Source organism: Halopiger aswanensis (genome assembly GCF_003610195.1).
GTDB classification, from domain to species: Archaea; Halobacteriota; Halobacteria; order Halobacteriales; family Natrialbaceae; genus Halopiger; species Halopiger aswanensis.
The window spans coordinates 531418-552576 of sequence record NZ_RAPO01000004.1 but is presented as its reverse complement, the minus strand read 5'-3'; the positions used below and the strand labels follow the sequence as shown (position 1 = coordinate 552576).

General features: G+C 60.5%; 17 protein-coding genes and 1 pseudogene. 9 read left to right on the top strand and 9 right to left on the bottom strand.

Annotation, left to right across the window (positions count from 1 at the left end; all coding sequences use genetic code 11):
• Positions 1-30: 30 nt before the first annotated feature.
• Positions 31-807 carry an IclR family transcriptional regulator gene (locus ATJ93_RS20280; RefSeq protein WP_120246462.1) on the top strand — a complete coding sequence of 259 codons (777 nt, stop codon included), beginning with the start codon at positions 31-33 and terminating at the stop codon, positions 805-807.
• Between the two features lie 623 nt (positions 808-1430).
• Here the strand turns inward: ATJ93_RS20280 and ATJ93_RS23955 are convergent.
• Positions 1431-1847: an IclR family transcriptional regulator gene (locus tag ATJ93_RS23955; RefSeq protein ID WP_211334105.1), complete on the bottom strand. Its 417-nt coding sequence runs from the start codon at positions 1845-1847 to the stop codon at positions 1431-1433.
• A 141-nt stretch (positions 1848-1988) separates the two neighbouring features.
• On the opposite strand from ATJ93_RS23955, the gene ATJ93_RS20270 reads away from it, so the two are divergent.
• The 7 genes and pseudogenes from ATJ93_RS20270 (at position 1989) to ATJ93_RS20240 (ending at position 8066) form a co-directional block, all read left to right on the top strand.
• On the top strand, positions 1989-2366 hold the full coding sequence (locus tag ATJ93_RS20270; protein WP_120246461.1) for a Rid family detoxifying hydrolase: 378 nt from the start codon (positions 1989-1991) through the stop codon (positions 2364-2366).
• 191 nt (positions 2367-2557) lie between these two features.
• Positions 2558-3156 (top strand): annotated as a pseudogene (locus tag ATJ93_RS20265) (IS6 family transposase); the annotation flags it as partial.
• 409 nt (positions 3157-3565) lie between these two features.
• Positions 3566-3883, top strand: a complete 318-nt coding sequence (locus ATJ93_RS24170) for a hypothetical protein (RefSeq protein ID WP_120246460.1) — start codon at positions 3566-3568, stop codon at positions 3881-3883.
• 116 nt (positions 3884-3999) lie between these two features.
• Positions 4000-5775, top strand: a complete 1776-nt coding sequence (locus tag ATJ93_RS20255; protein ID WP_120246459.1) for a nitrite/sulfite reductase — start codon at positions 4000-4002, stop codon at positions 5773-5775.
• Between the two features lie 85 nt (positions 5776-5860).
• Positions 5861-6154, top strand: a complete 294-nt coding sequence (locus ATJ93_RS20250) for a DUF6360 family protein (RefSeq protein WP_211334104.1) — start codon at positions 5861-5863, stop codon at positions 6152-6154.
• Between the two features lie 82 nt (positions 6155-6236).
• On the top strand, positions 6237-7133 hold the full coding sequence (locus tag ATJ93_RS20245; RefSeq protein WP_120246458.1) for an amidohydrolase family protein: 897 nt from the start codon (positions 6237-6239) through the stop codon (positions 7131-7133).
• A gap of 99 nt (positions 7134-7232) precedes the next feature.
• Positions 7233-8066 carry an HpcH/HpaI aldolase/citrate lyase family protein gene (locus ATJ93_RS20240; protein WP_120246457.1) on the top strand — a complete coding sequence of 278 codons (834 nt, stop codon included), beginning with the start codon at positions 7233-7235 and terminating at the stop codon, positions 8064-8066.
• A gap of 250 nt (positions 8067-8316) precedes the next feature.
• Here the strand turns inward: ATJ93_RS20240 and ATJ93_RS20230 are convergent, their stop codons facing one another.
• From ATJ93_RS20230 to ATJ93_RS20195, 8 genes are all read right to left on the bottom strand, one after another.
• On the bottom strand, positions 8317-8781 hold the full coding sequence (locus ATJ93_RS20230) for a MaoC family dehydratase (protein ID WP_120246455.1): 465 nt from the start codon (positions 8779-8781) through the stop codon (positions 8317-8319).
• A complete protein-coding gene (locus ATJ93_RS20225) occupies positions 8778-10496 on the bottom strand; it encodes an acyl-CoA carboxylase subunit beta (RefSeq protein ID WP_120246454.1) in 1719 nt (572 codons plus the stop codon). Before ATJ93_RS20225 ends, ATJ93_RS20230 begins: the two co-directional genes overlap by 4 nt.
• Positions 10497-10498: 2 nt before the next feature.
• On the bottom strand, positions 10499-12283 hold the full coding sequence (locus tag ATJ93_RS20220) for an acetyl-CoA carboxylase biotin carboxylase subunit (protein ID WP_120246453.1): 1785 nt from the start codon (positions 12281-12283) through the stop codon (positions 10499-10501).
• Positions 12284-12285: 2 nt separating this feature from the next.
• Positions 12286-13452 carry an acyl-CoA dehydrogenase family protein gene (locus ATJ93_RS20215; protein ID WP_120246452.1) on the bottom strand — a complete coding sequence of 389 codons (1167 nt, stop codon included), beginning with the start codon at positions 13450-13452 and terminating at the stop codon, positions 12286-12288.
• A gap of 54 nt (positions 13453-13506) precedes the next feature.
• Entirely contained in the window at positions 13507-15189 is a 1683-nt protein-coding gene (locus ATJ93_RS20210; RefSeq protein ID WP_120246451.1) for an acyl-CoA synthetase, read from the bottom strand.
• A gap of 157 nt (positions 15190-15346) precedes the next feature.
• Positions 15347-16747, bottom strand: coding sequence for a UbiD family decarboxylase (locus tag ATJ93_RS20205; RefSeq protein WP_120246450.1), 1401 nt, complete (start codon positions 16745-16747; stop codon positions 15347-15349).
• On the bottom strand, positions 16744-18249 hold the full coding sequence (locus ATJ93_RS20200) for a UbiD family decarboxylase (RefSeq protein ID WP_120246449.1): 1506 nt from the start codon (positions 18247-18249) through the stop codon (positions 16744-16746). The genes ATJ93_RS20205 and ATJ93_RS20200 overlap by 4 nt, the downstream gene beginning before the upstream one ends.
• Before the next feature lie 2 nt (positions 18250-18251).
• Entirely contained in the window at positions 18252-18746 is a 495-nt protein-coding gene (locus ATJ93_RS20195; RefSeq protein WP_120246448.1) for a ubiD operon protein, read from the bottom strand.
• Between the two features lie 1060 nt (positions 18747-19806).
• Between ATJ93_RS20195 and ATJ93_RS20190 the strand changes: the two genes are divergently transcribed.
• Positions 19807-20970, top strand: a complete 1164-nt coding sequence (locus tag ATJ93_RS20190; protein WP_120246447.1) for a M14 family zinc carboxypeptidase — start codon at positions 19807-19809, stop codon at positions 20968-20970.
• Positions 20971-21159 lie beyond the last annotated feature (189 nt).

Genomic DNA, 21159 nt, shown 5'->3' with positions numbered 1-21159 from the left:
TTTTAATGGTGGCGAATCCTAACATGCCTCATGGACACACCAAACAGGGCTGGTCCAACAGATTCAGTCCAGACGGCACGAACGATGTTCAGCATAGTCGAATATATCGCAGATAGAGAGGGTGCGTCATTGTCAGCGCTCGCGGCTGATCTCGACTATGCGAAGAGTACGATTCATCGGCACCTGCGGACGCTCGAGGACCTCGAGTACGTCGTTGAGCGCGAAGACGGCTATCACGTTGGCCTCCAATTCCTTGAGATCGGGGTGACTGCCCGGAACAGCTATCGGGGGTACGGCCTTGTCCGAGAAAAAGTTGAGGCGCTCGCCGAGGAGACCGGCGAACGAGCACAGTTCTTTGTTGAGGAACACGGGAAGGCGGTGTACTTAGCGCGGTCAGTCGGCGAACACGCGGTCCGGACTGACCCCGGTATCGGGAGCCGTATCCCGCTGTACGCAGCGTCAGCCGGGAAGGCGATCTTGTCGGAACTTCCCGAGCCAAAACTGTCCGATATGTTCGAACGCATGGCCTTTGAGCCCGTGACGGAGCGCACGATCACCGATCCCGATGAGCTTCGTGCCGAACTTGAAACAGTCCGCGAGCGCGGGTACGCCTTCAACCGTGAGGAATCCCTGCGCGGCACACACGCGGTGGGTGTCCCCATCTGTGGACCAGATGGCGACGTCATCGGCGGACTCAGCGTTACCGGTCCGAGTCACCGCCTAAAGGGCGAGCGCTTCGAGGAAGAACTTCCGAATCTGCTGCTTGGCGCCGCGAACGAACTCGAGCTCAATATCGCACACTCGTAGCTCGGACGCAGGGGATCAGTCGATCCAGGCGGTATTCGATATATTCGAATGCAGGTACCGAATCGACGGTCACTCGTTGTGTATAAAATCGGAACCGGACAGTCAGTGATCCGTTACAAGAGTACAACTGTAAAAATATACATCATATAATATACTATAGTATTCTGCATTTCATCTATCTCAACCCGAACTGCAGCGTGGTTGCCCCTACGTATAGTCCACGGGTATACTGTTGTGGTCAAGTTTCGTTTGTAGCATTCTAATTCTATGCTCCGGAATTAGCACTTTTCCGTTGAAAGCTTAATGTGTTATTTACAACGGTACTAGTGTAATATGTGTCGGGTTCGAGATTGCCTGTGAGTTTCAGTTACGGGAGTCAGTTTTGTCATCGTCAAAATTTAGGGTGACACACAACCTCATGAATGGGAAGACCCTTAACGGTTAAACGAAAATTTAATTCGTACTGATATTATATATTAGATCCCACCGTTGGTTCGGGCATCTGTAAATTAACCTCAATCACATTAGCGGAATCAACAACTCGCTCTGGAACTGTAGTCGAAAATCGTTCGCCCCGCATTCGACTCGTCGGCGCGGAGAGGCTGATCGCACCGTGCACTGTCTCATCCTGAATTATCGGTGCAGCGACGGCTCGTTACTCCAGCTATCTGTTCTTCGTCGTTGCGAGCAAATGCTTTCGCGCGTACGTTCTCAAACTCTTCTCGCAAGGTTTCCTCATCTGTGATTGTATTCGGCGTCCTCGAGATGAATTCGTAGTCTTCGAGAATATCATCTCGACGCTCCGGTTCGAGGTGAGCGAGAATTGCCTTGCTGGCCGCTGAACAGTGGAGATTTCGCCTTGGAAATCCCTTGATCCGAGTGTAGAGGTCCTCGCCAACTGCTTCTGGTCCGAACCGTTCGTACAGTAAAATCTCTCGACCGTGGCTTTCGACCACTAAGTGACTGGCTTCGCCTGTTTCTTGAGCGAGTTTATCGACTTCTGACTTGCCGACTTGATAAAGTCGCGAGTGCGATCGCACGTATTCGCCGAGCGGTAACGCGAACAGGCCGACGTGTATTTGCCTTTAACAGTGCGAACGTAACCTAGATTCTGAAGCGTCGATAGATAGGTGTGAGTAGTACCAGGCGACCGGTCGGGTGTGTTATGAGATACCTGAAGTATGGAAGAGATTGTGACTGACGAGGACCCCAGTGCAATTGGACCGTACTCTCAGGGAATCAAGGATGAGGGGCGGATATACGTATCCGGACAGGGTCCGGTTAACCCCGAAACCGGAGAGGTCGTATCGGAGGATATTCGTGAGCAGACAGCCCAGACAATCGAGAATATTTCAGCTATCTTAGAAGCTGCCAACGCATCTCTCGACGATATACTAAAAGCGAACGTCTATGTCACCGACATGGACGACTACGAGGCGGTGAACGAAGTATACGCCAAGTACATGGACGAGCCGTATCCGGCACGAGCGGCCGTAGAAATATCACAACTTCCAATCGAGATCGGTGTCGAAATCGAAGTCATCGCGCGCGCTGAATGATGAAGAGTCTTTGCCAAAAGCGCTGTACGACTGCATAATGTTAGCAAATGGGCTCTAACGGAGCCCATGTACACACTGTTGTCGATTAAAATACACACTCTGAAATCACCGAGCTGCGAAATTATCTCTAAAGAGGTCCCATCTAGTTAGCGTGGTTTGAAAAGTGAGCGGGTCGTAGAGCTATTTTGGCTATGATACTCGCAGACCTGCTCAGCGAGTATTACGCGGCGGAATTTGATGAATGTTGGAAGCGTGAGTGGACGGCGATGCCCGTCAGGGTGTTCGCCGTTTGCCTCTACGTGACCGGATATTCGCTTTGAGAGACACAAGCGAAGAATCGCTCGAGCGGCGTCAAACGATCTCATCAAGCAATCCGCCGCTGGGTACATCGGCTGGCTGATAGCCTTTCGGACCTGCTGACGGCGAAGCCGTCGTAGGCCATCATTAATAAGAAAAACGTCATTATTAACAGCGAATGGTATTGGGTATGAATTGCAATAATAGTGGGCTCGAGATTCATTCTCGATGTCACAATGTTCGGACGATAAAGCACCGATCTAGTTGTTGCGTTCTTGCATCGATTAACCGAGAAACACGGTCTTTCCGATACTGTATTTGTCGTCGATGGTTACGGTTATCTAAATCTCATCTTCCGATCAGGATTGAAAAGCACCTGAATTCTGTCGATCGGAACCACATCGAAGAGTGGTTCTATACCCTCAAAATGCGGGTCAAACCCTCCTATAACTCGTGGGTAGGCAGTCAGGCGAGCATCAGGGTATGTATTGAGTAGTTTGTACACTACTACAATACACAGTGAATACACCAATCACTTAACCGACAGATATAGCCTGAGGTGCTAAACTATACAGTGACGTCTAACTCCTCATTTCTGGTGTATTTAAACACTTGCAGGGTGGTGTACATTCCTCAGAACGCTCGCAAGATGGTGTGGGATGATTTCTTTTTCTCTATACCCTATTATCGATGTGAAAATCGACACCTTTTGGGGACGCTCGGCAATGTAGACTACCTCGAGTAGGGCGGTTCATGTTCAGGGACAGCTGCTACGAGTGATTCAGTACGATCGCAGATTATCCTTAACCTGTCGTAGAGAGAATAGAACTGCAGAGAGTCACCACACCGGTAAACATTGTGTTGGTCGACGAACGGAGGTTACTGACCGCTGAAGTGGGTATATGACGGTTGCAATTCGAACGCTGGACGATGGCGCGTGGATCAGCGTCAACGACGCTCGACAGGTAAGCGTGAGCGACATTTGGATGCTTTCTCGCGGTGTATTCTGTGAATGTGAACCCGCATCGATCCTCCTCGAGACGTTTGTCGACGCAAACGCCGACGGTCCGATTATCACTGCGGATGCAGTCGGCCAGTGTCTCGAGTGCGGAACGCGCGATTCGGTCGATGGATTACCAGTCGGCCAAATCGTCGACGGCGAATTTCGGCCGTACGATCCTGACGCCGTACAGTCGATTCTCGAGCCAAAGCCAAACTAACGATACTCATGGTACGGGTATAATAAATATAGGTAACAATAGCCGGTAGCCACGAGAGGGGGGAAGAACTGACGGAGGACGGAGAGCCTTATGAATAGCCGTTATACGGTGCGTCAATGCCAAGCGACGTGGAGCAGTGGAAGGACGAACTCTACGGGACGGATATCCGAGCGGAAATCGAGCGCTTCGCCGACGCAGGATGGGAATCGATCCCCGACGACGAACGAGACGCGTGGTTCGAGCGGTTCAAGTGGTACGGACTGTACCACCAGCGAGCCGGCCAGGAATCGTACTTCATGATGCGGATCGGACCGCCGAGCGGCGTCCTCGAGCCGGGCCAGTTCCGTCGGATCGTCGAGATCGCCGACGACTTTTCCCGCGGCCCCGTCGCGAACCCCGAATTCGGCAACGGCTGGCTCGACGTGACGACGCGACAGGCGATTCAACTGCACTGGATCCGCCTCGAGGACGTTCCCGAAATCTTCGATCGGCTCGAGGACGTCGGGTTGTCGACGGTCCAGGCCTGCGGCGACTCGTGGCGAAACATCGTCGGCTGTCCGGTCGCCGGCAAGGACAAACACGAACACGTCGACGCCGGCGCGCTCGCGACCGAACTCAACGACACGTTCAAGCGGAACGAGGCGCACTCGAACCTCCCGCGCAAGTGGAAGGTTTCGGTGACCGGGTGTGACGAGGGCTGCGGACAGGGAGACATCAACGATCTCTCGTTCGAACCCGCCGAAAAGGAAATCGACGGCGAGACGGTGACGGGATATAACGTCCGCGTCGGCGGCGGCCTCTCGCGCAACGAGCCCCGATTCGCGCGCGATATCGACGTCTTCGTCACGCCCGAGCAGGCCGTCGACGTCGCCGGCGGCATCTCGGCGCTGTTCCGGGACCACGGCGACCGCGAAGACCGCTATAACGCGCGCATGAAGTTCCTCGTCGACGAGTTGGGGCCTGACACGATCCGCGAGATGCTCCAGGCGGAGTACGTCGACTTCGAACTCGAGACGGCGGGCGAGGATCTCCGCGACTCCTACTCGTACAACGCGGGCGACGCCGACGGCAAGCACGACCACGTCGGCGTTCACGAACAGACCGACGGAAACTACTACGTCGGACTGAACGCCCTCGTCGGACGGATCGGCGTCGACGAGGCCTACGAACTCGCCGACGCCGCCGAGACGTACGGGTCGGGCGAGGTCCGGCTCACCCAACGTCAGAACGTCGTCCTGACGGACGTCCCGGAGGAACGGCTGGACGAACTTCTCGACGAACCGGTCCTCGAGGAGTACAGCCCCGATCCGCATCCCTTCCAGCGCGGGTCGATCGCCTGCACCGGGACCGAGTTCTGTTCGCTGTCGATCGTCGAGACGAAGAACCGCCAGGTGCGGTTCGCGCGCTGGCTGAAGGAGAACGTCGAACTGCCGGTGGGTGTCGACGACTTCCACATCCACCTCTCGGGCTGTACGGCGTCCTGTGCCCAGCCCCAGATCGCCGACGTCTCCCTGCGCGGAATGAAGACGCGCAAGAACGGCGAACCGGTCGAAGCGCTCGACATCGGACTCGGGGGCGGACTCGGAGAGAACCCGCAGTTCGCTTCCTGGGTCGCCGAACGCATCCCCGCCGACGAGGTTCCGGGCGCGATCGCGAACCTTATCGAAAACTTCGCTGCCGCTCGAGAGAGGACCGAGAGCTTCCGGGAGTTCGTTCTCGCCCGTGAGGACGACGAACTCGCCGAGTTGATCGAACCCGAGGAGACGGACTACGAGGATCCGTACATGCACAACACGAAGCGAACCTGGTATCCGTACGCCGAAGACGACGATCTCGACGCAAGTCCGGCACCTGCACGGGCTGACGGAACACCGATCCCGTCTGACGACTGACGGTTTAATCGGGGTCGCTTCGTCTGCGTTCTGATCGTCACTCTCAGATAGCCTAAGTACCTTCGCGGATTCCAAATAGATACCAATGACCGACCGCCTGATGAAAGTGAACGCGTACACCACGCTCGACCTCGTCGACGCAGTCGTGGCAGGACACGAGTTCGAAGCGGAATCGTTCGCCGTCGTGAATGCGACGACGGACAAGGATGCACCAGACTGCGTCCGTCTGCAGTTCGAACTCGACAACATGACCGAAACCCACCTTCCGGCACACATGGAGGAACTGCAATTGACACCCGACCAAGCCCGAACGCTTGCAGCCGAACTCGAGAAACACGCGAGTCGTGTTGAACAGGAGAACGGAGGCGATGAGAGGTAACCAACATATCGAGAGCGGTCCTGAGAGCGTTAGTTAAACCACTTCCCGTACATAACTCAGACGAAGGAGCGCAGAGATCGAGATGTCCGCTACCGAACGACAGTCAGAGGATGGATCGTCTCCGTTCAGTCCCGCGATCGACGCCCATACGCACCTCTTCCCGAAGCGACTCAGCGACGCGATCCGCCGCTCGCTTACCACCGAGACCGGCTGGGAGTTCTCGCACCCGACGGCTCGCCCGGAGATCGAGGACGTCCTCCGCGCGGCCGGCGTCACCGCCTACGTCGCACTCCCGTACGCACACAAACCGGGGATCGCACGCGGGTTGAACGAATGGCTCCGCGAGCAGGCCGCCGCGTCGGACGTGCTACTCCCGTTCGCGACGGTTCATCCCGACGACGACGGCGTCGCTGATATCGTTCGAGACGCCTTCGACGGGGGAGCGAAGGGCCTGAAGATCCACTGTCCGGTCCAAGAGTGTCGCCCCGCGGACTCGCGACTCGAGCCGGCCCTCGAGGTTGCGGCGGCAGCCGATCGGCCGATCACCTACCACGGCGGCACGGCACCGATGTTCGAGGATAGCCCGTACGTTGGCGCGGACGCGTTCGCGGAACTGGTGGCTTCGTATCCGGAGCTTCGCGTCTGCTGCGCGCACATGGGCACCTACGAGGTCGAGGATTTTCTCGACCTCGCGCGAGACCACGAGAACGTTTATCTCGACACGACGTTCGCGATGTCGACCGCGGCGACGGAGACGATGGGGTTCGATCCGTCGACGATCGCCGACGAGACTCTCGTCAACCTCTCGGAGTCGATTATGTACGGCTCCGACTTCCCGAACATTCCGTACCCTTACCGCGCCGAACGAGCGGGACTCCTCGCTCGAGACCTCCCCGCGGGGACCGTCCGAGATCTCTTCGCCCGAACGGCCGCCGACTATCTCGGGCTCGAGTCCGAATCGGACTTCGCCCTCGAGTGACGGAGACGGTCGTTCGGGAGGATGGCACCTCACGACGGACTCCTTCACTCCGTTATAAGAATCGACACCACTTACTCGGGATACGTGGCAGCTACTGGTATGGTTCGTCGAAGCGTTCTTTTCGCCCCCGGTGACAAACCAGCTCTGATGCGGAAAGCAGCCAAGACTGACGCCGACACCGTCGTCTTCGACCTCGAGGACGCAGTCGCTCCGGCCGACAAGGAAGATGCTCGCGAGGCCGTCCGCGAGGTACTCAACGACGTCGAGTCTGAGTGCGAGGTCTGCGTTCGGGTGAATCCGATTGGTATCTCGGCTGCGACCGACCTCGGGGCCGTCCTCGAGGGGGCAACTCCGGACAGCGTGATGCTGCCGAAGGCGGAAGCAGCCGAGGACGTCCAGAGGATCGACCGCTTGCTCGAGGAACGCGGTGTCGACCTTCCGGTGCTGTCGCTCATCGAATCCGCGTCGGGGGTCCTCCGGGCCGACGATATCGCGGCGGCCGACGCGACCGACGCGCTGCTATTCGGGGCCGAAGACCTCGCAGCCGACATCGGTGCGACTCGCACGAGCGAAGGGATGGAGGTGTTGTACGCCCGCGAACGGACCGTGATCGCGGCCAGTGCCGCCGGTGTCGGTGCGATTGACACTATTTATACGGATTACGAGGACCTGGACGGACTCCGCGAATCGACTAAGCGCGCCGTCCAATTCGGGTACGACGGAAAGATGGCGATCCACCCTGATCAAGTTCCGGTCATTAACGACGCGTTCACGCCCAGCGACGAAGAGATCGCGTGGGCCGAACGCGTCGTCGAGGCCGACGCCGAAACCGATGCCGGCGTCTTCGAGGTCGACGGGGAGATGATCGACGCGCCACTCATCTCGCAGGCCGAACGCATTCTCGAACGCGCTCGCGAAGCCGGTCGACAGTAGCTGTCTAGGAACCCCTACCGGACGGTTTCGATCCCGTCGAGTACAGCGTGATTCTCGATGCTACTCGTGTCATCGAGGTCCTCGCCCTCGGAGGTGGCTTCGACTGTGCGGCGGATGATCGTTCCCGATTGGGTTTTGGCGAATTCCGCGATTCCTTCGACCGACCCATCCAGCAGCGGTCGCGCTGAGTCGTCGGTGTGGCCGAGTAGACTCGTTCGAAGAGCGGTTCGTCCGCGATGGAACGGTGTCCTCACGTGGCGTGTTCGCGTTTCAGTGAGAGTACGGTGCGGTCGAACTCGCAGACGAGCGGTTCCTCCGCCGCGTTGACCTTGAACACCTCGACGTGCATCGTGACGACCCCGCGTTCGCCGTCGCTGGTCTCTCGTTTGTCGGTGACGGTCGACTGGACGCGGATCGTGTCGCCGTGGTATACCGGATTCGGATGCTCAACGTTATCGTAGGACAAGTTTGCGACGATAGTGCCGTCGGTCGTCTCCGGAATGGTCAGCCCGACGGCGAGGCTCATCGTGTAGAGTCCGTTGACCAGCCGCTCGCCGAACTCGGTATCGGCCGCGAACTCGGCATCGAGGTGTAACGGTTGCTGGTTCATCGTCATGTCACAGAACTGCTGGTTGTCCCGCTCGCTGATCGTTCGTCGCTTTCCGTGGTCGATGGTCTCGCCGACCGCGAACTCCTCGTAGTGCTTGCCCGTCATAGAATCGTTCCGTGTTTCTTGGCCGGCAGATCTTTCTCGACGGTCTCGTAGAACGCGAAGCGGTTCGTCAACTCCTCTCGGAGACTGCTCGGCGGGACGATCTCGTCGATGACGACCTCGCTGGCCATTCGGTGGATATCGATGTCTTCACGGTACTCCTCGCGCAGTTCCTGCTCTTTTTGCTTGCGCTCTTGCTCGTCTTCGATCTCGGAGAGCTTTCTGGCGTAGACGGCGTTGATCGCCGCCTCCGGCCCCATGATTGCGATCTCGCCGCTTGGAAGACCAATGGTCGATTCCGGATCGTAGGCCGGACCGGACATCGCGTAGATCCCCGCACCGTAGGCCTTCCTGACGATGACTGACTGCTTGGGAACCGTCGCCGAGGACGTGGCGTAGATCATCTTCTTGCCCTGCTCGAGGATGCCTTCTTTCTCGACGCCGGAACCGGCCATGAACCCGGGCGTGTCACAGAGATACAGTAGCGGGATGTTGTAGGCATCGCAGGTCCAGATGAACTGGGCCGCTTTCTCCGCTGCATCGGGGAAAATAGCACCGGCTCGGTGGTTGGGTTGGTTGGCGACGATCCCGACCGGCCGGCCGTCGATCCGGGCGAACGACGTGATTATCTCCTCGCCGTACTCGGGCCGCAGTTCGAGCGTCGACCCGGCGTCGACTACCCGGTCGATCACGTCGAACATGTCGTAGCCCTTGTTCGGTTCTTGGGGAACAATGGCATCGATCCCTGCTGGCGAGAACTTCGGTTCCGTGCCGCTGGTCCGTGGCGGGTCCTCGTCGGCGTTGTCGGGCAGATAGCCGATTAGTTTGGCGACGAGTTCCCGCGCCTCTTCCTCGTCATCGGCGACGAGGTCCGCGCTCCCGGAATGTCGGGCGTGCACGTCGGGGCCGCCCAGCTCTTCGAGGCTGATCTCTTCGCCGGTGACCATCTCGACCATCCGGGGGGACGCGATGGCCATCGCACTCATGTCCCGGACCATGACCGTGAAATCCGCGAACACGGGGGTGTAGGCCGCGCCGGCGATACAGGGACCGTACAACACGCAGATCTGCGGAACCCTGCCCGAGAGCATCGAGTGGTTGTAGTAGTACTTCCCGATGCCCTCGCGGTTGGCAAAGAAGCCGGTCTGCTGATCGATCCGGCCGCCCGAGGAGTCCATCAGGTAGAGGACGGGACGTCCCGTCTTCAAGGCCCGCTGTTGCATCCGGAGGAACTTCTCGACACCCTTCGCGGCCATGCTGCCGCGTTTGACCGTGTAGTCGTTAGCCATAAAGTGCAGGTCACGGCCTTCGAACTCCGCGGCTCCGGTGATGAGCCCGTCAGCCGGGAGCCGGTCGTCGGCGTCGAACTCCGCGAACTTGCCGTCCTCGAACAGGAAGTCGTCGCCGAACCACAGGTCGATCCGGTCGCGAACGAAGAGTTTGCCCTCCTCGGGCAGCTGCGCTTTGTACTTCTCGGGACCGCCTTCGAGAATCTCCTCGATTTCCTCGAGGAGCGTCTCCTCGCGTTCGGTCGGGCCGAGATCGTCGTCAACTGTCTCTGCGGTCGCGTCGCGCTCGTCGCCGTCGTAGGTGGCGCTGCCGACTTCGTCGCCGCTGTCGACGACGAGGATCACGTCCTCCTCGAAGTGTGTCGCCAATGCCTCCGCGATCGCCGCTGCTTCCGATTCGGTCGTATCGTCCGAGATTCTGATTCGCATGCTCACTCCTCCAGGACGACCAATGTGTCGCCCATATCCACGGAGTCGCCCTCCGCGACCGGTACCGACGCGACGGTCCCCCCGGTAGACGCCACCACGTCGTTTTCCATCTTCATCGCTTCCAGCACGCAGACGACGTCGCCTGCCGCGACCTCGTCGCCGGGCTCAACCGCCACTGACAGGACGGTCCCTTGCATCTCGGCGGTGATCGTACCCGATGTGGACACGTCCACCGCGGCGCTCCCGGCCGACCCACCGCCGGAACTTCCGGCGCTGGATCCCTCGCCGGCGTCGCCACTGCGCCGGGCGCGCGGGAGACCGTCCTCGACGACGACGTCGAAGCGCTTCCCGTCGACCTCGACGGTAATCTCGTCGGTCGATGCCGACGGTGTGTCGCCACCGACCTCGTCGGTCCCCCAGCGGTCGACAGCTGCGTCGAGGGTCCGGTCGTCGAGTTCCTGATCGAGATACTTCGTGGTGTGGTCGCCGGTGATGAACGTCTCGTCCTCGAGCATCAACCGGTGAAACGGGATCGTGGTATGAACTCCCTCGACGGTGAAGTGGTCGAGGGCGCGTCTCGACCGATCCAGACAGTGTTCGCGGTCCTCGCCCGCGACGATCAGTTTCGCGATCATCGAGTCGTAGTCCCCGCCGATTTCGTCGCCCTGCGCGACCGCATGGTCGAGGCGGACGCCGATACTGCTCGGGGGAGCGTACGTCGTCAGCGGTCCCGGCGTCGGTGCGAAGTCCTCAGCCGGGTTCTCGGCGTTGATCCGGTACTCGACGGCGTGGCCGCCGATTTCTACGTCGTCCTGAGCGAAGTCCAGTTCCTCGCCCGCGGCGACCCGAAGCTGCCAGCGCACGATGTCGATCCCGGTCACCTCCTCGGTGACGGTGTGTTCGACCTGGATGCGGGTGTTAACCTCCATAAAGTAGAACTCCCCATCTTCGACGAGGAATTCCACGGTCCCGGCGTTCGTGTAGCCGGCCTCGCGGACACCCCGGCGGGCAGCCTCGCCGATCTCTGCACGCAACTCGGCATCCAGCGCCGGACTGGGTGCTTCCTCGATGACCTTCTGGTGGCGCCGCTGCAGTGAGCAGTCACGTTCGCCGAGGTGGCGAACGTTGCCGTGCTCGTCCGCCAGCACCTGCACCTCGATGTGTTTCGGAGCTCCGAGGTATTTCTCGACGTACACGGAGTCGTTGTCGAAGTACGCCTCGCCCTCGCGCTTGGCGCTCGCCAGTGCGTCCTCGACTTCGGCCTCGCTCCGGACGATCTTCATGCCGCGACCGCCACCGCCACCTTCGGCCTTGATGGCGATCGGATAACCGAACTCCTCGCCCAATTCGCGCACTTCCGCGGGATCCTCGACGGGATCGGTGGTCCCTGGGACGACCGAGACGCCGGCCTCCTGCATGACGGATCGGGCCTTCGTCTTCTCGCCGAGCGTCTCCATGGCGCCGCTGGGCGGACCGACCCAGGTGATCCCGTCGGCGGTCTCGACCCGTGCGGCGAACTCGGCGTTCTCCGCGAGGAAGCCGTAGCCGGGGTGGATCGCGTCGGCGTCCGCACGCTGGGCGACGTCAAGGATCTCCTTCTGGTCGAGGTACGACTCGCTGGCCGGTGCCGGGCCGACGTTGTACGCCTCGTCGGCGTACTCGACGTGGCCGGCGTCGCGGTCGGCGTCGCTGTAGACAGCCACTGTCTCGATGCCCAGTTCCTCACACGCTGCCATCACGCGGACTGCGATTTCGCCGCGGTTTGCGACGAGCACTTTCTCGAACATGGTCAGTAGGACTTCGGGAAACCGAGCTGCTGGCTGATGTGATTATACGCCATCTGTTGGGAGACCGGCGCCAGTCGAGTGAGGTTGATCTCGCGCCACCAGCGCTCGACGTCGTACTCCGTGGCGTAGCCCCAGCCGCCGAAGGCCTGCATCGACTGCTTGACCGCCTCGATACCGGCGCTGACGGCCGTCGCCTTCGCGATGTTGGTCTCGTAGCCGCAGTCCTCGTCGTGATCGTAGAGCCACGCGGCCTTCTCGCGCATCAACGCGGCCGTCTCCATCCGCGCGTAGGCCTGCGTAATGGGGAACGAGACGGCCTGATGGCTCCCGATCGGGGCACCGAACACTTCACGATCGTTGGCGTACTCGACAGCGGTGTCAGCGGCCAGTTTTCCGATCCCCGTCCCGGCCGCGGCGAAGCCGATACGCTCGGGATTCAACATATCGACGAGCACCCACCAGCCCTCGTCTTCCTCGCCCAGCAGGTTCTCTTCGGGGACTCGAACGTCCTCGAGGAAAACCTCACAGGACTTCGAGTAGTTGATGCCGTGTTTGGGGATCGGCGCGACGTCGATGCCAGGGTCGTCCATGTCGACGATGAACAGGCTGATGCCGTCGGTGCCGCGGTCGACCTCCTCTAGAGGGGTCGTCCGCGTGACGATGATCATGTTGTCCGCCCGATCGGCGAACGTGATCCACGCCTTCTGTCCGTTGAGGACGTACTCGTCACCCTCTTTCTCGGCGCGCGTCGCAACGTTCAGCGTGTTCGTCCCCGCCTCCGGTTCGGTGATTCCGATGGAGAAATTCCGCTCGCCGTTCGCGATGTCGGGGAGGTAGGTCTCCTTCTGGGCCTCGGTGCCGTTCTCACGGATGCCGACGGCGGCCATACCTGCGGTGAGCACCAGATACCAGGTGCCGGCCATGCCACAGCCCTCGGCACAGAGCGTCTCCATCACCAACCCCATCTCTTGCATCCCCATGCCAGCGCCAGCGTACTCCTCCGGGACCAGCAGCCCGTGGAAACCGGCCTCCGCCAGTTCGTCCCAGAACTCTTGGGCGAACTCGCCGTTCTCCTCTTTTTCTCGCCAGTACTCCGGTCCGTACTCGGCCGCGACCGATTCCGCGGTCGACCGGATCATCGCGCGTTCGTCCGTAGACTCGAAATTCATCGTGTAGTGTGTCGAACAGGTATTTGCAGATCGTTTATTTCGAAAGACGGTCGTTTACGGCGACGCCTCGGTCTCCGCTTCCGCCTCGTCCTGGAGCTCCGTCCGTCGGATCTTTCCGGTAACCGTCTTCGGCAGCTCGTCGCGAAACTCGATTTCGCGGGGGTACTCGTGGGCCGACAATTCGTCGCGAACGTGGTTCCTGATGTCCTCCTTGAGCTCCTCGGACGGCGTTGTGCCCTCGCTGGGGACGATGTAGGCTTTCACGATGTTGCCCCGTTCCGAGTGCGGCTTGGGCACGACGGCGGCCTCGGCGACCGCCTCGTGCTCGCCCAGCGAACTCTCGACCTCGAACGGGCCGATCCGGTAGCCAGAGGAGAGGATGACGTCGTCCGCCCGTCCCTCGAACCAGAAGTAGCCGTCCTCGTCTTTGTGCGCGAGGTCACCGGAGAGGTACCACTCGCCGTCAGGACCGTCGACGAAACATGACGCGGTCTTCTCGGGCTTGTTCCAGTACTCGGCGAAGAAGCAGGGGTAGTCCCCGCGCTGGGCGATTTCGCCGGTTTCGCCGGGTTCGAGTACTTCGCCCGTTTCGGAGTCGATGATGTCGGCCTCGATTCCGGGGAGTGGCTTGCCCATCGAGCCGGGCCGGACCTCCATGGTCGGGTAGTTGTTGATGATCATGTTGCCCGTCTCCGTCTGGCCGTACGTGTCGAGGATGGTGACGCCGAGCACGTCCTCGCCCCACTCGACGACGCCGGCGCTGAGCGGCTCGCCGATAGACAGCGCGTGTCGCAGGTCGAGGTCGACGCCCTCCAGTACGTCCTCTTTTTCCCGGAGCATTCGGTAGGCCGTCGGGACCGAGAACAGGACGTTGATGGGGTACTCGTCGAGTAAGTCGGCCCACTCCTCCGGGTCGAACTCGTCCTCGTAGGTGAACAGCGAGGCCCCCCAGAACCAGGCGCCGAGCGTGTTGATCGCGCCCGTCAACCATCCCAGGTCGCCAGTGCTCCAGTAGAGGTCGCCCGGCTGGAGGTCGACGGCGTACTTCTGGGTCGCCGCCACGCCGGCCACCCAGCGGTGCTTGTGCAGGACGCCTTTCGCCAGTCCGGTCGTCCCCGACGTGTAGTACAACAGTGCGTCGTCCTCGCCATCAGTCTCGGCGGCGTCGTACGCCGTACTCGCGCCGTCGAGCGCCACGTTGAACGAGACGTCATCGGTGGGCGCCCCGCCACCGCGGTCGACGGTGATGACGTGCTCGACCGACGGCGCGTCCTCGAGTGCGTCTTCGACGGTGTCGCGGTTGTCGGTCGTAGTGACGACGACTTTCGCGTCGCAGTCGTCAAGGCGGTAGGAGATCCCGTCCGGGCCGAACCGCTCATTGACGCTTCCCCAAACGGCGCCCCGCTTGAGCGTCCCGACCAAGGCGACGTAGTGTTCTGGGATCCGCGGCATATACGAGAATACCCGATCGCCCTGCTCGACACCCAGTTCTTCGAGCACGTTCGCGAACTGACTCGAGCGATCGGCCAGTTCCCAGAAGGTCAGTTTCGTGAGTTCCCCGTCGGTATCGACCTGGTAAAGCGCGACCTTCTCGCGGTCGGTAGCGTGTCGGTCGGCGACTTCGTGTGCGATGTTTAGTTCCCCCGGTGCGTCCCAGTCGGCTTCTGCGTAAATGTCGTCCCACGAGAACTCCTCCCGTTCAGTCTCGTAGTCGGACAGGTTGTGGCTGGATACCATACACGGCCTCGGATTTCGTTCCCATATATAAACGAACTGGAAAATTACTCGCTAAAAACACACTGATAATATATACAACTAGGAACGGTAGGTGGGTTGTCCCTACGTCGTATTGCGTAAACGGTAGTGTTTACATCTAGTAAGATACCGAACGTGTTCAAAATCCGCTCCGGTCGCGGTCGACGGACGCTGCGTCGTGACGGTCGTTCCACACTTCCCGAGCGGCGTCGCGAACGGACGTCGGAAACGACTGCTCGAACGAGACCCGCGGGGCGATGTACGAATCCTCCCAGCGAGGATCCCAAGCCGCGTTCACGTACAGCCGAGCGCCGGTCGTCCCGTCCTTGCGATACCGGGGACGTTTCGCCGCCGGTGCGGACGATTCGCTGAATATCCAATCTCGAGAGGGATGTGCTTTCACCCAGATATCGCCGAGGACGCGCCCGAGTTCCCGCGGCGAGACATCTTCGTCAACGATGACGACGGTGTCGAAAAGCGACGAGAAGGCGAAGAGGAGGTTAGCGAGCTGCCACTCGAAGCCGGCGTAAAGGACGTCCGTAGCGACAAAACAGATGCCGAGTTCGGCCTCTGCCGGCAACAGAACCCACTCGACGGGCGAGATTCCCCAGTAGTCGTTGACGCGTCGGTATAGCGTCGCCGCCGTCGCCAGCCCAGTGAGCTGTAGGTCGTCCGCGAGCGGCCGTCCGACGGGCGAGAATGGGATCACCGGATCGTCGGTCGCGATCACTCGCTCGACGGAGAGGGAAAGCGGCGTACTCGAGACGCCGTGTTCCCACGCCTCACGCCGGTCGGACTGGAAGTCGGGGTGTCGGTCCGCGACCGTCGTCTCGACGATTAGTTCCGTCGCGCTCGGGACGAGGCCGCCGTTCGTCGGGACCAGCGGAACATCGTCCGCGACGCCGCAGTCCTGTACCGGTACCTCGATACCTTCCGTCACAGCGAGCAGGTAGGCGGCCGCCACGGCCGCCGCCGGCACGCCGAGCGCGATGGAGAGCGTCCCGTCGTCGGCTAGCAACGACGACAGCGCGGCCGGCGTGCGTACGCGAAGTTTGTCGTCGCCGATGACGGAGCCGTGAATCGGAGCCCAGTGTGACCCCTCGTCCGTCGATACCGAGGCGACACCTAGCGTCAGCGAAGGCCAGACATCGTCGGTGCCTTGCGGCAGGTGCAACTTCTGTACACTATCGACGGTGCGCGACGCCGCCTGCCTGGCGTACGTCGGCTCTGCTTCGCCGGCGGATGGACCGAGACTCGTAATCGTCTCGAGTACGGAGACGAACGACGCCTCCGGATCCAGTCCGAGGCCCAGCGCCAGCCGCGACCACGGCCGCGACTTCCGACGCTGCATCTGGTCCGGACCGGCCAACGTCCCGCTGGCGAGGTCGACGCCGTCGGTTCGGTCGTACCGGAGCGCCGGTCCGCTCGCGCGGAGCGCCTCGGCCGCGACCACGTCCAAGGGAACGTCGATGGGCTCCTCGAGGGTCACCAGATCCCCGTTACCCGCCAGCCCTTGGAGGTATTGCGCGAACGAGATCATCCGGACTCACCACCTCCTTCTCCGAGGAGATCGAACGGCTCCGGCGAGAGCCCCGCGTCGACGAGGAGTTCCTGTGCTCGCGTTCGCAGCCGTTCGTCCTCGGATCCGTCCGCGGCCGGCCGATCGGCGGTCGCGTCGATGTACGCTTTCGCGGTCTTTGCTTTCGAGGTACCGACGTCAGCACTGCCCTTCTCGTCGGGGGTCTGGTAGATGTTGAGCGGTACCTTCGGCATCCGTTCGACGCCGAACTGGTGGAAGTCCGCGTCCGGGTCGGCCTCGAGCGCGATCGCGGTCAGTACGGCCCGCGGGTCGAGCGGGTCGACGTCGGGGTCGACGAACACGAAGAAATCGATGTGGAGCATCCCCCAAGTGGTGAAGATGAAGTTCGCTAGTTCGTGGAGGTAACCCGGATACGGGCGGTCCGTCGCGATGATCCAGACGGTCCGGGAGGTAAACCGCCACGGGACGGCCAGCTCGACGTCGAAGCCGGCCGCCCGTAACCCGAGGGTCGCGTCGGGGCCGGCCGCAGCCGTCTGAAGCGTGCTGCTCGAGTTCTGCCCGTAGCCGACGCCGGTTCCCTCGACACAGAACGGTACCCGCGGCTCGGACCGGTGGGTAATCGCGTCGACCGCGAGTACGGGCATGGACCGCCGTGGACCGTTCATGTACCCGAAGTAGTCGCCGAACGGCCCCTCGTCGAGTCGCTCGTTCGGAAGCACCCGTCCCTCGACGACCAGTTCCGCCGTCGCCGGGACGAACAGATCGCTCGTCTCACAGGGGACTAGGTTAACGGGGCTGTCTTTCAGACCGCCTGCGAAGGCGGCCTCGCTCCGACCTGTCGGAATCCACATCTCCGTGCTGCACTGAACGGCCGGTTCAGCGCCGAGAACAACGGCTACGGGCATCGGCTCGTCGCCCGGTTCGTACTCGTAGTAGTAACGGTTCGGCGCCTGTTCGCCCGCCAAGAACAGCAAACTGGCGAGGGCGTCGTCGTGGATCATCATCCGGTGGCTCGACCAGTGTCCCCACCGTGTCTCCGGATCCGGCGCAACGACGGTGTGGAGGTTCGAGTACCGTCCCCCGTCGCCCTGGTGGATGTACGGCCAGGGAATCGACAGGAGGTCGACGTCCGTCCCGGTGTGGACGACCTCCTTGCACGGGGCTGTACCCCGATCGACGACCCGCGGCTCTCGAGGCGACCGAAGCCGCTCCACGACCCTCTCGTAGTACGCCGTCCCGGAAAGCCCGGCCGGCAACCCGAACGAACGTGCGAGGTGGTCCCATGGTCGGTACTGCGGACCACGGTACGGGTCGCCGACGAGCGCCGCGCCGATCGTGTCCTCCTTGATCGACTCGAAGATCGGTACCTCGCCATCGGTTCGGTTGGCGAGGGTCGTGACCGCACTCGCCTCGAGATCCCACGATGTCGGCTCCGAGATCCTGATGCAGTCGTTTTCGTCCTCGAGGAAGTGGAGGTACGTGCGGAACGAGTCGGCAAACATGGCTACTCCCCGTCCGTGAGGGCGCGACGGAGCGGGTCGGCTTCGAACTCGGTCCGAACGTCCTCGTACGTTTCTAGCAGCGCGGGCCGATTCTCCGCGAGGTGCTGGAACGCGATCTCTCGGAGCGCCTCAGCGGTCGATTCGTACTGGCCCGATTCGACGAGATAGCGCAGAATCACCTTGAGGTCGTCCGACCGCGTATTGACGATGTTCGATGCTGATTCCTGCTCGGTCGTGAGCCGATGTAGGAGGTCGTCGTCTATCTCTCCCTCGTCAATCTCGTCGATTAGTTCGACGTACCGTTCCTCGCTAACGTTCTCGTGCGGTCCAGTGACGACCCGCAGCGGCCGCGGGTCGGTCAGCTCGTCGGGTTCGCGGGCAATCCGGACTCGCGCCTCGAAGATTCGCTTCGTCTCGGCATCGGTGATCTGAAGCGTCGTCTCTGCCAGTTCCTCGTCGGGCAGATGCTCCTCCGTTGTGATGTAGTGCTTCGACATGTCCTCCCCGTTTTCGTGTCCTGTGTCTCGTGTGTTCACACGCCAGTCGGTCATTTCTTTTCCTCACCCGTCCTAAAGAGTAGGGTTCTCCGGGGTTGCTCTGCGCCGTTACCCTCGTAGCGACGCGTCGGTCGTCCCGATGGCTGTTCGATGCCGAGATTCGGAATCTCGACGTCCGATCGAACTTTGGAGCGTACTTATAGTACCAAGTGAATAAATATCGCCGATCATCGGTGATCGAGTCGTTGTACTCGTGACCGCACCCGAAGGAACCGACCTGGATGAGGTAGTCGTCGAGATTAGGGTTGAAGTAAAGCCTTCCTACGCACCTTTCGAACTCTCCGCGGAAACGGGCTGCGAAGCGAAACTCGTCCGCCTTCTCCCGCGAAGCCACAGACCATACGGTGTTTCAGCGGGTCAGCGGCGCGCAACCGCAGCAAGTCCTCCAGTCGACTTTGATACTCGAGTTCGTCAGCTTGTCGGCGCCGTCCCGGCAGATGGCACGGGTCCACGGTCGCCGACATCTGCTGATCGACCGAGGCTCAGCGCGAACGGTTTGGAGGATGACGACGAACGTGCAGACGGCGAATCGCCGGCTAGCCGCCGAGGCCGTCCCCGATCATCGGGTCGCCGAGGCGGCCGAAGTCGAGGACTGAGTAGTATCGGCACTGCACGAGGCGGCGTCGACGACCCCGAGGATCGACGGAAGAGGATTAGAGACTTCAACGAGGCCGATGCGAGGTCATAGGCGTATTCGAATACCGACGAGCGAGTAGAGTCAACGAATCGATGCTTGGGACGACCTGAAACGTCGTTCCTCCGCGAGATTGGGGTATCCGTCGTGACCGTCCCCAATGGCTATCTATCATTGTCTAACGACCCAATCTACGATTCGAATCGAGCGTACGTCGGTATATGAGTGACATGACCACCGCTCATTACGGCCTGCTCACTTCTCAAACACGCTTTACTGGATAGTGTAATATCGTCTGAATATAATAAATAGTGTATATATAAGCAGGAAAGATTTATCAATGGTAATGTTGCATGGCTATTTGGAATGCGTCGACGAACCATCCTCAGAACCCTCGGTGGAATCGCAGGAGTCGGAACACTCGGCATCGGCACCGTCAGTGCCGACGACTGTACAGATGACTTCATCAAACCGGGCGGCCCGTTCCCTCCGGAAACGGCGAACATTAACTACAACGCATTCACGAGTAACGCAGACCTCTACAACACTCTCGATAAACTCGACAGAAAGAGCAATCTCGAGTATGATTCGATTGGCGAGACGTGGGAAGGACGAGACGTACCCTACGTTCGGGTTGACGGCGGCGACACCGATGTCGTCTACGTGACTCAACAGCACGGTGACGAACAACACACGACGGAGGCAGTCCTCCAACTTCTCCAGCGGTTCGCCGCTGGCGGACACCAAGTCGAGAAGATCCGTGACGAGGTAACGTTGCATGTCGTTCCGCGACTCAATCCTGACGGCTGGGCGCCGGCCGACAACAATGAGACACCTCAGCGAGAGAACGCACGACCGGCAGACATCTGCCACGATGGACCTTACTTCGGAAAGAATCAGTGTGGCTCAGTCGATCCGAACCGACAGCACTACTTCGGTATCGATTCGGATATCCTCGCCGAGACTGACGGCATTGATCCCGATCTGATTCCGAATGAGAATCCCTCTCCTGAGACGCAGGCGTTACTCGACAAGGCGGATGAGGTTGATGCCGATATTATCTGCGATTGGCATCATCAGTTCACCTACCGGAATTCGGACTGCGAACTGATCAATGCGTCGACGATGTGGCCGCGCAACGAGGCTGCGCCTGACGAAGCAGTAAACCTCTCGCGCCAGATTTCTGCGCATGCGTATCAGGAGACTACCGATCTTGGACATACCACTTGGGACCGCTATCCTGGCGGGACCACCGCTAATATCGCCCGGAACGCCCACGGAATTCGGGGACGCGGCAGCGTTCTCTTCGAGTTCCGTGGACAGGCTTCGCAGCTCGGGAACGCAGCAAACGGCAAACTCGTGACCGTCATCAATACGACCATGAACGAGATCCTCGAGGGGCTGGCCTCCGGCGCGCTCTACGAAGTTGATCCCGCAGCTGCCGACGAAATTCCACCCCGCGGTGACTACTTCTGGAAGGACCTCCCGCGAGAGGAGTGGTCACCGGAACACGAGGCCTACCGAGAGTAACGAGCGCTGGTACTGCACCGCTTGTTTCGCCCGAACTCGCATCGATACTTTTGCCATTCGACTTCCAAGAGATAGTTAGTATCTCCGTCGGATCAGAACTGCCCTGCCCGACAGCGACGACGTCGGTATTCTCGAGTAGGTCCGTAACTGCACGCTGGTGCGTTGTATACCAAAACTGACGGCCATTTT